Source organism: Paenibacillus chitinolyticus (assembly GCF_045038035.1).
In the GTDB taxonomy this organism is placed as follows: domain Bacteria; phylum Bacillota; class Bacilli; order Paenibacillales; family NBRC-103111; genus Paenibacillus_F; species Paenibacillus_F chitinolyticus_A.
The window spans coordinates 955,626-970,564 of sequence record NZ_CP173427.1 but is presented as its reverse complement, the minus strand read 5'-3'; the positions used below and the strand labels follow the sequence as shown (position 1 = coordinate 970,564).

Sequence of the window (14,939 nt, the reverse complement as noted above, 5' to 3'; positions counted from 1 at the left end):
TTCTATCTTTATTATGAAGACGGAATATTAGGGGAAATCACGGAAGGCATTAAGGTTGTGTTAAAACGCGCCTCATTTGAATACGAACGCCGCCTTAAGCCGGTCCGTTTGCGGGGGAGTTTTTTACCCGGTGTAAGCGGGAGAAACCAGAGACTGCGGCCCGCTCAGCCGACCTTGTTTTCGGGTGCGCGCGTTCCGGCACTGCATGGCGGACAGGCAGCCCGTACGGCTGCTTTTGATTCCCCTCTCTGGCACCGAGGGGCTTGCTCCGCTTTCATAACGGACTGAGCGCACTGACGCACTGCGTTAAATTATTGTGCCGATATTTTATATATCCGAAAATTCGCTCTATAATTTACTTAACGTCTCGGTGTGCCTCATTGACTTGAACTAACGGGAATTGACCGCCTTTTTTTGGGGTGGTGGGCTAAATCCTCCGTGCCTTCAGCAGCTCTAAACGCCGAAAAAAAGAACCTTCCCCATTAAAAACGGAGCAAGGTTCTTACGAAAGGTTAGCGTTCGGTCAGAGCAGGCTCAGAAGACGCCTTACCGGATCTGCTTCTAAGCAGCTTCGCCGCTATGTAAGCGAGCAGCGCCAACTGAGGGAGCAGCGTTTCCCAAGTCGGATAAATGCCCAGCCAGCCCACGGACGGGAGTCCGGATGCGGAATGAGCAGGTACTACCGACGCGACTTGCAGGGAATGGATACTTTCCCCGAGGAAGCGGAAAACGAGGTAGTAGATAAGCGCCGACGCCGTCATAAAAAAGGGCCGGATCGGCAATTTCGCACTCAGCCGGATAATGGCAAAACCAATGCCGATCAGCAGCAGGAGCGTCACTCCGATACCGAGAAACAGCTGAGACGGCGCAATCGAAGGCGCCATACCCACGTAAAAGATCGTCGTTTCCGCCCCTTCACGCAGAATGGCGAGAAGAGAGACCGCGAACAGCGACCATAAGCTTCCGCCGGCCAGGGCGCTGCCCATCTGCCGGTCAATGTAGCTGTTCCATGCTTTCACATTGGATTTGGCGTGCAGCCAATTGCCCACGGTCAGCATAAGAACGACGGAAAGGAGCCCCGTTCCGCCTTCAATGAACTCCCGTGTACTGCCCGAGGCAGCCTGGGAAATCATATAGGAAAGCAGGAACGCCATTGCCGCGCTCAGAAGCAGCCCGCTTCCGACGCCCGACCAGATCCACCCGCGCTTATCCCCGTTGCCGGTGCGCTTCAAATAAGCGAGCAGCGCCGAGATGACGAGAATCGCTTCGAGACCCTCGCGCAGCAGAATAAGCCCGGCGTCCACGGCCGTGTACCGCTTCTCACCTGTCATCGGCTGAAGCTGTTCCCGCATGGCCGCGATGACTTCCTTCGCCTTATCGCCCGCAGGCGGAACCGACATCAGATAACGCGAAGCTTCCGTCATCTGGTTTTCGATTTGCGTATAGACGGCCGCGGAACGGATTCTTACCTGGCCTTCGGCCGAAGGCCACTTTTGAATAAAAGCCTGCATCTGCCCCGCCGCTTCCGTATGATGCCCGGCCGCAATATCCGAAGAAGCCTGGTCGAGAATTCCGATTAGCTCCGCAACCGACATGTCTGCGGGTTCGGGGGCTTTGGATACGATCTTGCCGGCTGTATAGTCGTTCACGAGCTGAATGAGAGCCGCGGTTTCGCCCGCAGCCTGCTCCGGCTGTTTGGGCTCGGCCTGCAGAGCCACGCGGATCATGCTCATTTGCGTCTCCATTCCGCTGTATACGGTAAAATTATCGCTTCGGATAGCCTGCTCGACCTTGAGCCATCCGTTGTTTAAGTTTTTATAGTCGTTATACGCCTGAGTTAAGTCGCCCGACTGGATGCTCGCGGCCAGCTTGGTCATAACGGGAAGCAGACTTGCCGCCGTGTCCTGTCCGGACTGGCCCGTTTTTGCGTCCTGCCGGCCTTCCTTCGCATACTTGTTCACGGCCTTGGCCAGTTCGGACAGAGCCGCGGTTGCGGCCTTGGGGTCCTTATCCCCCTCAGCGACCGTTTTCTTCGCATGCGCCAAGGCCGAGTTGACGTCCGCTGCCGCAGCGGAGGACTTGGCGGCCTCAGCCTGCCAAAGCTTATCGGCCTCAGCCAGATGCTCGGCGGCTTTCGCCCAGCTTCCCTGCCCGGCTTCAACGAGCGCTCCTCCGACAACGGGAAGCATTCCGTCCGCGCCCGGCGCCTTACTGTCGCCAGCCGCAAAAACGGGAGAGTATCCGGTCCCGGCCGCAGTTACGCTGATCAGCAGCAGAAGCGCTGCCAGACCGATTTTGAAAAAGCTCCGGCCTGCGGCCAGAGAAAGGCTGCGTTTTTTTCGTTTAAAAAAGGGTGTCGCCAATATATCCGCCCTCCTTCACGCCCGGAAAGCAGGCAAAAACCGCACTGCCGGTATGCACGATATATTCATTGAGCTTATCGCTCTTGCCCAGCGCTTTCTGAATGGGAACAAACTGTTTACGCGGATCGCGCTGGTAGCAAACGAACAAGAGACCTGCATCCAGCTGGCCTGTTTTGTGGTCTATTCCGCTTGAATAGGAGTAAGAACGGCGAAGAATCTTGACGGAGCCGTCCCCGCGGGCCAGCTTCAAATGGGAAGTATCCGGAATGACCGGCTTGCCGGAGGCATCCTTCTTCTCCATATCGGGCGCATCAAACTCGCCCGACGCGCCGAGCGGAGCGCCGCTGTTCCTATGGCGGCCGAAGGTGGCCTCCTGATCCGCCAGCGTCGATCGGTCCCAAACCTCGATCCGCATCCGGATCCGGCGGACGACCATATAGCTTCCGTCGTGCATCCAGCCGCTTCCGTCCGCGCTGTCCGCCCACACGACCTTCTTCATCTCCTGCTCATCCTTCACATCCGGATTGCCGGTGCCGTCCTTAAAGCCCATCAGGTTGCGCGGGGTCGCTTTGGCCGGGTCCGAATATCCCGTCCGCTGGAAGCCTTCCTGCGTCCAGCGGAGGACGGCCTTGCCCCGTGCGATGCGCGCCAGATTGCGGATCGCGTGGAACGCGATCTGCATATCGTTGGCGCACACCTGCACGCACAGATCGCCGCCGCACCATTCCGGCCGCAGCTCGTCGCCGCCGAAAGCCGGCAGATCCAGGAGGGCCTCGGGCTTTTTACCCGCGAGCCCGAAGCGGCCGTCGAAGAACGACGGCCCGGCCCCGAAGGTTATCGTCGTCCGGGATGGTGTGAGTCCCGCCGCTTCACCCGTATCGGAGGGAGGAAGCAGCTCGTTGCCGTCGTCCTGGCCGACCATTTTGCCCTGAGCCATGTTAGCCGCAGCGGCCGTCCATGCCTGGAAGAGCTTGCGTACTTCCGCGAGGGAAGAAGCCGTCACATCGAATGCCGCAAAGCAGATGAAATCCTGGACGGGCGTAACGATCCCCGCCTGGCGACTGCCGTAGAAAGGCACCGTGCCCTGGGGATCCGTTTCGGCTCCGGAGGCGGAAAACGCTTTTTCCGTTTTGGACGCCTGCGCCGCAACGATGCCTCCAACGCCGCCGGCGCCAAGCAACAGCCCGGCGCCGCCAACTCCGGCCAGCTTCAGGATATCTCTGCGGCTGAGCGGTTTATCGAAAAATCCTTTTTTCTGCTCGTTATCGTTTCCGCTCATTTCGCAGCTGCCCCCAAAATCGTTCCCATCTGAGAAAGAGGCTCGGCCAGCGCATCCAGCAGGCGGCTCAATTTTTTCGTGTCATCCTGCTTCAATTTCTCGTAAGAGACATACCCGTCCCCTTCTTTGTAATCGGCAAGCGCCTGTTCCAGGTCTTTGAACTTCGCTCCGATCGTTTCTTCGAGCGCTGCGTCCTTGCTCTTGAGTTTAGGCTGCAGGAGGGTGTAAATTTTCTTCGCCCCCTCGACATTCGCCACGAAATCATACAAATCGGTATGCGAATAACGCTCTTCTTCACCCGTCACTTTGGAGGCGGATACTTCGTTCAAAAGTTCAACCGCACCCGTTACAAGCAGACCCGAATCCACCTCGACCGTTTCGATCAGGGCACGAAGCTGCTTCGCATCGTTCAAAAGACGGTCCGCATACTCTTCCTGGCCCTTCGTCGTGTTTTTCTGCCAGAGAGCCTGTTCGATGCGGTGAAATCCGCGCCAGTCTTTCTCTTCGACATCGTTCTCGCGGGCATCGATATTCGGGTCCAAGTCACCGAGAGCTTCGGCGATCGGCTCGATTCTTTCATAATACATCCGCGTCGGCGCGTACAGTTTTTTGGCTTCTTCAACATTTCCGGATTTAACCGCCTTCACGAACTTTTCCGTTTCTTTGACGAACAGATCGGACTGTTCCGTAGCGTACGTGCGGTAAGCGTCGAGAATCGGTTTCCACGATTCATCGCCTGCCGGAGCCGGAGTTGCCGCTGCCGCTGCCGGAGTCGCTTTGGCATCCGGAGTTGCGGAAGCACCCGCGTTTTCATTGATTTTGGAACCACATCCCGTAAAAAGCACCGTGCAGGCTGCAAAAAGCGCGACATAACGAATCTTCATAGAGACAACTCCTCAAATTCTTTTGGCTGAAAACAGGATGATAAAGCATGGTTTTTCATGTCCGTTCATCACAAATTCCCAAAACGAGTATATCAACAATGAGAATCATTATCAATATCTTTTTTTGGAAAAACGGTCGTTTATTGCATTCTATTCCGTTGGGCCTTTTTAAAATAGTTGACAGGAACAAATGTTCTTGTTTATACTGTTTACAACATATTCCAGGAGGTTTTTATGCTTCATCATGTCGAAATCAATGTGTCCGATTTGAGTGAATCGGCCCCGTTCTGGGAATGGCTGCTGAGCCAACTGGGTTATGAGACGTTCCAGCGCTGGGAGAAAGGAATCAGTTGGAAGTGCGGAGATACGTATTTGGTTTTCGTTCAGACCGAAGAACGTTTCCTGGACCTTCCTTACCACAGGCGGCGCACCGGTTTGAATCATCTCGCCTTTCACGCGAAATCCAGAGAGCAGGTAGACGGGTTGACGGAGGCTTTAACGGCAAGAGGCGTCCGTGTCTTGTATCGGGAACAGCATCCGCATGCGGGCGGCCCCCGGCATTATGCCGTATATTTTGAAGACCCGGACCGGATCAAGGTCGAAGTGGTTGCTCCCGACGTTTAGCGGATTGCCTCCTTTGTTTTGCTTGGCGGACAAAAAAAAGAGAGTCCCGGCAGGACTCTCCCTCTTCCATAGCTGCGGACTATACCAGCCCTTCGGCGAGGCTGCGGTATTTCCGGTGTTTGGCCAATACGGCATTAACCCGGGCAGCTCGCTGCTCTAGCGTGCCGCTGAGCACGAAATAAGGGATACGGCGTATGTTCAAATCCGCCAGAATCTGTTTCTGGAACAGATTACGCCGGGCATCGCCCGACCGGTCCCACGTGTCATCGTAAGGAATATCGGTGTCGCATACGAATACCAAATCGTATCGTGCAGCGGCGGCATCCGCCAATTCATGAAGCTTCGGCAGCGCCCCGCCGTGATAATACATCGAGAACAGCAGCGTTGTGCGGGCGTCGGTATCGACGAATACATACTTATTGGCTTCCTCCGTCAGCTTCTCCTCCCTCCGCAGGTGACCCTCCGCGATTTCCAGGAGCTGCTCTTTTGACAAACGGCGTCCGATCTGGTGCTCCGCCCAATATTCCCTCCCGTATTCGGGCATCCAGTCCGTTCCGTGAAGATTCGCCAAGTAACTGGCGAGCGTTGTTTTCCCGGTCGACGGAGCCCCCAGAAACACAACCTTCGTGATCAAATCCCGATAGACGACAGGATCTACATAACGGCGCTGACCGTACGGATCGTGACGAACCCGTGTGCCGGAGACAGGTACCGCCAGACGGCCGGGATCTACCTGCCTGTTATGCGCACCCAGCGCGGCACTTACATGGTCTCCGTATTTTTCGCTGGAATAGAACCGCGTAATCTTTCTGCTGCCGAGCATGGCGAGAATGTGCTCCTCGTGCATCCTCTGAATCTCGGGCGTATACCCGCTCTCTGCCGGTCCGTCCCAGGCTTCAATCACTTCAACGCCGGGATACAGCGTCCGTATCCATTGGGCCCGTACCGGGAGCGGAACATCCGTGACATCCGGGCTGTCATAGATGAGCACGATCACGTCGTCGTTTTCCTCTATTGCCGCCTCAATCATCAATTGGTGCCCCTTATGAAGCGGTGCGAATTTGCCAAGAGTAAGGCCGGTGGTTACAGGTCCTTTTTTCAGTCTGGTGCCGTGTATGGTCCTCTTTTCCGTATTCATTTTCATGCACCTCTTTCCGTACTGCGAGGATTTCCCGCAGGCTCCGGTGTAAGACGAGGTCCTTCCTTACCCGCGGCGGTATAGTTTCTTTTCCACGTAATCAGTCCGGCTATCGCGATGAACAGGTAGATCAGATACAAGAACGCAATCGCGTCCAGCCCCTTGTAGGCGTACATACCGATCGACAGCACATCCACCGCAATCCAGACCGTCCAATTTTCCAGAACCTTAGCCGATAAGAGCAGTTGGGCAATGATGCTAAGCGTAGCAATAAACGCATCCGCATAAGGGATGGAGGCGTCGGTATACTTGTGCAGAACATATCCCCAGCCCGCCGTCGCGCCAATCAGGAACAGAGCCAGAGGAAGGATCAGCCACGGCGCTATTTTCCTCGTCGGACGCACGTCCGCTCCACCCCTTTTTGTGAGCCAGACGATCCAGCCATAGATGCTCAACAGGAAAAAGAAAACTTGAAGCGCCATATCCGCGTAGAGCTTTACCTCCCAGAACATATAGAAGAAACAGGCCACATTAACCAACGAAATCGGCCACGACCCTATGTTTTCTCTGGCCGTCAGCCAGACGCAAAGCAGTCCTGTCGTTGTAGCTGCGATTTCCAAAGCCGACGAAGAAGTCAACCAGGCAACCGTCAGCGTCGCGGCAAGCAGTACAAGCATGAGTCCCGTTTTTTTCATTTCATTCCCTCCAAACAATTAATTTAATAATATTATAACGACAATATCAAAACTTAAAAGAAAAGCCTAGCTGTACAATGACAGCTGAGGCACATCTCCGGTAAACCGGTAAAGCTGAGCCGCACGCTGTGAATAGCGGTTGGAAAATTTGCGCTCGCCCCGGGTATCCCTCGCTTCCTCTATAATTCCTTTGCGGCTTTGAGTAGAGGTGATTTTGCGGATAAAATTTTTCTCCTCAAATTCAGGGACCAGCGTCCGGATAACTTGATAGAGCTCGCTGATCGTGAATTCTTCGGGAAGAAATTCCTTGGCGATAATCGTCGTCAGCATCTGCCTGCGGACTTGATCCAGAGCGTCTTTAAGAATCTGCTTGTGATCGAAAGCCAATTCCATCCCGAGCGCCTCTTCTACGGAGAAAAGCTTAACATCGGCTGCGTCATCCGCTGCCTGACGCCCCGCCAAATACTGTTCATGCACCAGCGCGAAGAAAGCATGCGAGATGATCCACCCCCGCGGATCTCGGCCAGGCGTGCTGTACACATTGAAGTATTCAATGTGTACCTCCTGGACTCCGGTTTCTTCTCTTAGCTCGCGCTTTGCGCAATCGTAAACGGTCTCCGTCTCCTTGCAGAAGCCTCCGGGAAGTGCCCATTGACCGGCGAACGGCCAGCCTTTGCGCTGGATGAGCAAAACCTGCAGCTCCCGGTGGGGCAAAGATTTTTTGGCCGTGCCGCGCTCGGTGGAAGTGATCGTAAAAATCACGATATCCGCGGGAGCGCCGTCCGGGGTTCTGTATTTGCCCACCGAGTAATTCTCGTCCTCCAAATTCGGATTCATGCTTGCACCTGCCGTTTCTTAGAGAAAAATATATATCATCAATTTGATATTATCATTATGACATATTGAAACTAATTGTCAAGATGTGTTTCTCCTCTTTTTTCTATAACAATCAAACAAGTGCTGTCCGGAAGCGGAACGGGAGCACCATTCTCGTCCATGAAAACGACTTTGCCCGCAAGCGCGTCTGTATAACCTTCTTGCAGGAAGTGACGGAACTCCACAATAACAGCTTCCGGCCCCAACACCTTTCCGATGAAATCGGCATAGTCAGAGGGCGTAAAATAACCGAATTGTTCCTGCACTTCGTGAACGTAAGCTTCTTCTCCCCACGTGTACGTGTAGAGAAACTCCATGGCATCGTTCACCGGCATCACTACATCGCCGTTTTCCGCATACTCGACCTGTATCTGCCTGCCGGCAAAATCACCCGTATACCGCATCAGCCACTCTTTGTCCTCTTGGGCCAGAAAACGAATGCGCCGTTTCATCTCTGCGGGTTCCGTCATAATGCCGTCACGGATAATGATTCTCCCTCCTACGGCCAGTACATCGAAAGCACTGCGCAGAGCGGCTGCCACCGTGTCTCGGTTGAACCTTGAACCATTCCATTCGATGTAAGAGTACAGTTCATGCAGAATGGATGAGAAAATGACGGTTCCGACAGTGCCGGGATGCACGTAATCTTTCAAGTTGAGCGCGTCACCTTTCAGAACCTCCCAACGGTGTCCTTCAAGCTGTTTCTTGCGGTTTAACGCTTCAATGACATTGGTGGAGATGTCGATTCCGACCGGCTGCTTATCCGGCAGCCTTTCCTCGATCAGATCCAGCATAACTCCGCCGCCAGGCCCGATATCAAGCACCTTTTCCCCCGTAATGAACTCCAGCATCACGCTCTTGTAGTCGGCGGTCCGGTTCATCGTTTCCAAATACTCTTCCTCGTTATGAAACCGGTCGTAGGCGTCACGCCTCAGTTCGAAAAGGTCGAACAGGAGCAATACCGCCTTCTCATAAAGAGGCGATTTTTCCGCTTCCATACAAAACTCAATGAGTTTTTCGGCGGCAGCGGAAAATTCGAAGGTGAAGAATACGGTGTCCGCAGCCGATGGGCTGCGCTCCACTTTGTAAGCCAAGTGGGGATTTACAGACGCCCGGCTGGTTCCTATATGTTCAAAGGCAAGCTCGCGAAGAAACTTTTCGATGATGCGTTTTTTGTACACATTGATTTTCTTCACGCCCTTGTAATCGTAATACATGGCATTCATCAACCGCTCAAAGCTGATATGATGGACGGGTTCATCCGTCATAGTCGCAGCCGAGACGGTGTTTGCTCCCGTTTGCAATGCGAGCATAAACACCTTTACGACTTCCTCCAAGCTGAATTCCTGAAGCGCGGATTCCACATACCATAGCGTTTTTCCCTCCAGAGGTTGGAGCGCTCTTTCAAGGGCGTGTCCGGGGTATGAGACTTGACCATTGTGCTCGGCTTGCTCGGTCCGTGCGGTTTGTCCCGCTTCGTCCACTCGGGCGCGTTCAATCGCCTCCAGCCTCGCCGCTACTTTCTCGTATTCGGCTTCGAAGTTCTCCCCCTGGCGGATGGAGCCGCTTCTCAGTTTACGCAGCCGCTCGCGGACCGACCATGCCCCGGGGTGCTCTCCGCTGGAGATATTCGCCGCCAGCTCCTCCACTTCGCTTCGCACCGTGTTCCACAGTTCGGGCGAAACAGCTCCGATGACGCAGTGATTCAAAGGAAGCAGCAGGCTTTGGAGCTCTCCGGAAGTCAGAAGCCCCCGCTTGACGATCTCCGTCAAAGGTTCATTTCCTTCAAAGGGGACTTCGCCCCGTATGTACTGGCCGATCAAGCCGTGCGTTTCGATCAAGGTACGGATCACGAGAAGCTTGTCCGTCCCCGTCTCGCCCATTTCGTTAAAACGGTCAAAAAGCTGCGCGGACCCTATATTATGAACGAACAAATTAATCCCGTCGGCCTGCCACTGCATCCGCTGGCGGACCGTTCCGCCTTTGGCCGTCTCGGACCAGACAAGCACGGTTTCCAAAATTTCTTTCACCCAGAAAGAAAGCTTCAACCCGTCCAGAATGCTCAGCGTTCTTTCCACATAATCCAGCACGGGGTTCGCATCCGCCAACTCATGAATGGAACGGATTCTTTCCAGATTGACGATCCGCTCTTCCGCCGAAACGAGAAAACGGAGCCAGGTATAAGCAGGAACCGGAGGTTCTGCGCCTCGGCGGTATGCTTCGATCGCTTTTAGTGAAGTAAGCATGAATAGATCCTCTCTTCCTGTGAAAACAAGATAGTCGTTATAGCAATCATATGATGTTTAACCCAAAGGGGAAAGATTTAATTCACCTGATAAATAACAAAAAGACGGAAAGGAACTTCCGTCCCTTTCCGCCCTTTATCGTTAAAGCAGCCTTTCCTAAAGAGTCCTGCGTTCTTCGCGGTACAGCTGCAAATAACCGTTTGCAAATTCATCGTTCATCATATCCGGTTTTCCCGTGTTCCATAGTCCGCAAATGGTTGAGTGCGCCAGTGCGCAGCGCCACGGTTGGCACTACGCGGTTGGCGGCTGAGCTGCAAGCGGCGCGTTTGCCGTCAGCAGCACGTAGGCTTTCCTTTGCGCGTAAGCTTTTCGTGACAGCCTTACAGTTTTCTGGAAGTCAGCTTAGCCTGCGTGAACAGAAGCAGATAATCGTAGCCGCCCGCTTTGGAATCCGTACCGGACATGTTAAAGCCTCCGAAAGGATGAACGCCGACTAACGCGCCCGTACATTTGCGGTTAATGTAAAGATTGCCGCAGTGCATGTCTTCAAGAGCCGTTTCGATGCGGCTTTCGTCTTTGGAGAAGAAAGCGCCGGTCAAGCCGAATTCGGTATCGTTGTACATGGCGATCGCTTCTTTCCAGTCTTTCGCTTTCGCGATGGCCAGGACGGGACCGAAAATTTCTTCCTGCATGACGCGTGCCTTGCCGTCCACATCGGCAAATACAGTCGGCTGAATGTAGTAGCCGTTTCCTTCGGCTTTGCCGCCACCTGTAACGAGACGGCCTTCTTTTTTGCCGATTTCAATATATTCAAGGATTTTATTGTACGAGTTCTCGTCGATCACGGGACCTGCGGCGTAGTTTTCATCCTGGAGGCCGATCTCCAACTTTTGGGTCAGCTCCGCAACCTTCTCCACAATCTCGTCGTAGACGGATTCCACAACAACGGCGCGGGAACCGGCCGAGCATTTCTGTCCCTGGAAGCCGAATGCCGAAGCGGTAATTGCTGCCGCTGCCGCATCGAGATCTGCGGTTTCATCGACGACGATACCGTCTTTGCCGCCCATTTCGGCGATAACACGCTTAATCCAGATCTGGCCTTCCGCCGTTTCGGCAGCCAGACGGTTAATGCGGAGGCCGACTTCTTTGGAACCGGTGAAGCTGACGAAACGGGTTTTCGGATGCGTCGTCAAGTAATCGCCGACTTCGGCGCCGCTGCCCGGAATGTAATTGATTACGCCGGCCGGCAAACCGACTTCTTCCATAAGAGCCACGAACTTGTGAGCGATGACGGGCGTAGTGGACGCCGGCTTCACAAGCACCGTGTTGCCCGAAACGACTGCCGCAGTAGCCATACCGGCGCAAATCGCCAGCGGGAAGTTCCACGGCGGAATCACCACGCCTACTCCCAGCGGGATGTAAGTCAGGCGGTTATCTTCGCCGTCGAGCTTCGTAAGCGGCTGATGCGTATTCGTCTCGCTTAGACGGATCGCTTCCCTTGCGTAAAATTCCATGAAGTCGATCGCTTCCGCCGTATCCGCATCGGCTTCCGCCCAGTTCTTCCCGGACTCCAGGATCATCCAGGCCGAAAATTCATGCTTGCGCTGTCTCATCAGCTCCGCCGCTTTCAGCAAATACTCGGCGCGTTCGCGCGCAGGCACCTTTTTCCATGTCTCGAAGGTAGACAAAGCCGTCTGCATGGCGCGCTCTGCGAGCTCTTGTGTGGCCTTGCTGACGCGGCCGATTACTTGGTCGATGTTACCGGGATTGATCGAGACAATTTTGTCCTCGGTCGTTACTTTATCCGCCCCGATATGAAGGGGATACTCCTTGCCCAGCTCCCGCTTAACTTTGGCCAGAGCCTCCTGCATCGCTTTCTTGTGATCCTCTTGCGTGAAATCCGTAAACGGCTCGTTTTTGAACGGGGCAATTGTCGTTTGGTTCGTAGTCATAATGGCCACCTCTCCCTAAATAAAAATGTTATGTTTATTTAAAAAAGTTCTTCAAAACAAACCAGACGTTGGCCGGGCGCTCGGCAAGCCGCCTCATAAAATACCCGAACCAGTCGATTCCGTAAGGTACGTAAGCGCGCACCCGGTATCCTTCCGCGACCAGCTGCTTTTGAAGATCCTCGCGGATTCCGTAAAGCATCTGGAACTCGAATTGATCCCCCGAAATTTTCATATCGCGGATAAAAGCTTTCATCTCGTTAATGACCGCTTCGTCGTGACTGGCGATTGCGGCATAATTGCCGTTTAATAAGTGCTGTTTAATGATTTTTTTATAATTGTCATCCACGTCTTTCTTTTCGGGAAAAGCAACCTTCGGCGATTCCTTGTAGGCGCCTTTGACTAGACGCAGATTCGCGTGAATGCCGTTCAAATCGCGGATATCCTGCTCCGAGCGGTACAGGTATGCCTGAATAACGGTGCCGACATTATCGTATTCGTCGCGCAGCTCGTGCAGAATATCGAGCGTGATCTGGCAGTGCGCGTAATCCTCCATATCGATGCGGACGAAGTTCCCGTGCTTCTTGGCGCAGTCCAGAATCCGGCGCATGTTCTGCAGGCACAGATCCTTGCTGATATCCAGACCCAACGAAGTCATTTTAAGCGAAAGGTTCGAGTTGACACCGGCTGCTGCAATCGCTTCCAAAGTCTTGATACACATCTCGGCCGATTCGTTGGCCTCTTCCTCGCTGAACACAAATTCGCCCAAATGATCCAGCGTAGCGAGACGGCCGTCGCTGTTCAGCCCGCGGACAGCTTCAATTGCCTGCTGAATGGATTCCCCCGCCACAAAACGGGCGGCTCCAAACCGGAGACCGAACTTTTTGGCCATTTTGTTCGCCGAATGGCTTTTACCCAGCGCTTGGAACATATTTCTCATGATGGCTTCCATAAAGATGCCTCCATATTCCAAATTATTGAATATTGTGTTCACATAAATGAACACATATGTTTAATATATGTCCAATAATACAATAATGTTCATCACTTGTATACACTTTCTTCTATTTTCAGCCAATAAAAAAACACCTCTGAACAATTTCTTGTCCAAAGGTGCGCATAAATTGTACGTGCTGTCCTTGTTACGCGGAATCTGGCGCTACTCCGTGTGGATATCGTACTCCCTCATTTTCTTATAGAGGGTCCCGCGAGAAATGCCGAGCAGCTTGGCGGCCGCGCTTTTGTTGCCGTACGCCCTCCGCAAAGCTTCTTCGATCAGATGGTCTTCTTGTTGAATAGCCGAATGAGGCTTCGCCGCTCCCGTATCCTCTCTGTCCGCGAAAAAACCGGCATGCTGCATTTTGGAGGAAAGGCCCGGAGGCAGGTGAACACCCGTAATCGTATCTCCTTCACAAAGAATGACGGCTCGCTCCATGACATTCCGCAGCTCCCGGATATTGCCGGGCCAGTCATGATTCATAAGTACGTTCAGCACGTCAGGATCAACCTTGGGAACGGGCTTGTGATAATGTTCCGTAAATTCCCGGATAAAAGCCTGCACCAGCTCGGGAATATCTTCTCTCCGCTCGCGCAGGGGCGGGATTTCGATGCTCATTACGTTGAGCTGATAAAACAAATCCTCCAGAAAAAGCCCCTGCTCCATAAGCGGCTGCAGCGAAGTATGAGTCGTGGCGATAATCCTCGCATCCGTACGGATACTTTCTTCTCCGCCTGCACGATGGAACGACTTGTCCCTTAAATACTGGGAAAGCTTGAGCTGGATATCCAAGGGCATCTCGCCCACTTCCTCCAGAAATAGAGTGCCGCCGTCGGCAAACTCCAGCTTCCCTTCCTTGCCCTGGTCTTCGCCGCTTGTAAAAGCGCCCCCCTGGTAGCCGAAAAGCTCCGTTTCGAGCAGGCCGCCCGGAATGGCCCCGCAGTGTAGAGAAACGAAAGCGGCGTCTTTGCGCTCGCTGCTGTAGTGAATGGCCTGGGCAAGCATCTCCTTGCCCGAGCCCGGTTCCCCGACAAGCAGCACGGGGGTGCTGAAACGGGCGAATTTGCGGGCGACTTCCAGGGAGCGTTTAATATCGTGTCCCATTCCGATAATGGACGAAAAAGGCTTGTCCTGCTCAATCCGCAGCGGAATGGCCGAATACAGCTCTTCGTTTAGACGCACGATCCGCGTGATATCCTGTTCCGTGGCAATCCCGCCGATAATCTGATTGTTCTCCACGATTGGAGAAGCGCTGATCAGGACGTGGGTGTCCGGGGCGGGTTGGTGATAGACTTGGCGGATGGTCCGGCCTTCGTCCAATATTTGATGAAGCATAATCGATTCTTTCTCAAAATGCTCGCCGATCGTCCGTCCGATAATGTCCTGTTTTCCGATTCCGTACACTTGCTCCGCCGTCCGGTTCCAGTAAATAACGCGGCCTTCCCGGTCTACGGCCGTTACCGCGTCGTTGACGGTTTCCACGAGGGTGTCCAGATAAGACACCAACTGCCTTTTCTCCTGCTGCAGACAGTTCATCATAGCTTCGGCCGTAACGATGCCCAGCTTTCCCGAATCCTCGCCGAGAACCAGAACAGGCTTCTGCCAGTCGGTCTGAAGCTCGCCCAGCCTGGACTTCGGACAAGCGGCCGAGCAGGGCCAGCCTGTACGGCGGACCCATTCATCTATAGTCATATCCGGATGAAAAGCATCCAGAAATTTCGCTTCCTGATAGGAAATGATATAAGCCGCAGCAGGGACCGTCTCCACGATCACAAAACGGACCTGTTCCAGCAGAGCCTTGGCTTGTGATACCGGGCATTCTCCCTCCAAAGCAAGGAAAGAGGTGTCCAACTGAAGGTGTTCAAGACCGAACATGAATGTATATCCT

At 53.8% G+C, this 14,939-nt stretch carries 11 protein-coding genes; 1 reads left to right on the top strand and 10 read right to left on the bottom strand.

What is annotated here, in order from left to right; all coding sequences use genetic code 11:
* Positions 1-512: 512 nt before the first annotated feature.
* Genes ACI48J_RS04330 through efeO form a run of 3 tightly spaced genes read right to left on the bottom strand, consistent with a single transcriptional unit; the run spans position 513 to position 4,526 of the window.
* Positions 513-2,363, bottom strand: a complete 1,851-nt coding sequence (locus tag ACI48J_RS04330) for an FTR1 family protein (protein ID WP_405081874.1) — start codon at positions 2,361-2,363, stop codon at positions 513-515.
* Entirely contained in the window at positions 2,344-3,642 is a 1,299-nt protein-coding gene (gene efeB / locus ACI48J_RS04325) for an iron uptake transporter deferrochelatase/peroxidase subunit (RefSeq protein ID WP_405081873.1), read from the bottom strand. The genes ACI48J_RS04330 and efeB overlap by 20 nt, the downstream gene beginning before the upstream one ends.
* Positions 3,639-4,526 (bottom strand): iron uptake system protein EfeO, encoded by an 888-nt coding sequence (efeO, locus tag ACI48J_RS04320; RefSeq protein WP_405081872.1) that lies wholly within the window; start codon positions 4,524-4,526, stop codon positions 3,639-3,641. Before efeO ends, efeB begins: the two co-directional genes overlap by 4 nt.
* 234 nt (positions 4,527-4,760) lie before the next feature.
* On the opposite strand from efeO, the gene ACI48J_RS04315 reads away from it, so the two are divergent.
* Complete coding sequence (locus tag ACI48J_RS04315; RefSeq protein WP_405081871.1) at positions 4,761-5,150, top strand: VOC family protein; 390 nt, start codon at positions 4,761-4,763, stop codon at positions 5,148-5,150.
* A 79-nt stretch (positions 5,151-5,229) separates the two neighbouring features.
* On the opposite strand, the gene ACI48J_RS04310 is transcribed toward ACI48J_RS04315, so the two are convergent.
* From ACI48J_RS04310 to ACI48J_RS04280, 7 genes are all read right to left on the bottom strand, one after another.
* On the bottom strand, positions 5,230-6,288 hold the full coding sequence (locus ACI48J_RS04310; protein ID WP_405081869.1) for an AAA family ATPase: 1,059 nt from the start codon (positions 6,286-6,288) through the stop codon (positions 5,230-5,232).
* A gap of 2 nt (positions 6,289-6,290) precedes the next feature.
* On the bottom strand, positions 6,291-6,983 hold the full coding sequence (gene pnuC, locus ACI48J_RS04305; protein ID WP_405081868.1) for a nicotinamide riboside transporter PnuC: 693 nt from the start codon (positions 6,981-6,983) through the stop codon (positions 6,291-6,293).
* A gap of 66 nt (positions 6,984-7,049) precedes the next feature.
* Complete coding sequence (locus tag ACI48J_RS04300; protein WP_405081867.1) at positions 7,050-7,820, bottom strand: NUDIX domain-containing protein; 771 nt, start codon at positions 7,818-7,820, stop codon at positions 7,050-7,052.
* 71 nt (positions 7,821-7,891) lie between these two features.
* Positions 7,892-10,105 carry a class I SAM-dependent methyltransferase gene (locus ACI48J_RS04295; protein ID WP_405081865.1) on the bottom strand — a complete coding sequence of 738 codons (2,214 nt, stop codon included), beginning with the start codon at positions 10,103-10,105 and terminating at the stop codon, positions 7,892-7,894.
* A 380-nt stretch (positions 10,106-10,485) separates the two neighbouring features.
* Positions 10,486-12,057 carry an L-glutamate gamma-semialdehyde dehydrogenase gene (gene pruA / locus ACI48J_RS04290; protein WP_405081864.1) on the bottom strand — a complete coding sequence of 524 codons (1,572 nt, stop codon included), beginning with the start codon at positions 12,055-12,057 and terminating at the stop codon, positions 10,486-10,488.
* 34 nt (positions 12,058-12,091) lie between these two features.
* Positions 12,092-13,006 (bottom strand): proline dehydrogenase family protein, encoded by a 915-nt coding sequence (locus ACI48J_RS04285; RefSeq protein WP_405081862.1) that lies wholly within the window; start codon positions 13,004-13,006, stop codon positions 12,092-12,094.
* 207 nt (positions 13,007-13,213) lie between these two features.
* Positions 13,214-14,926, bottom strand: coding sequence for a sigma-54 interaction domain-containing protein (locus tag ACI48J_RS04280; RefSeq protein ID WP_405081861.1), 1,713 nt, complete (start codon positions 14,924-14,926; stop codon positions 13,214-13,216).
* Positions 14,927-14,939: the final 13 nt, after the last annotated feature.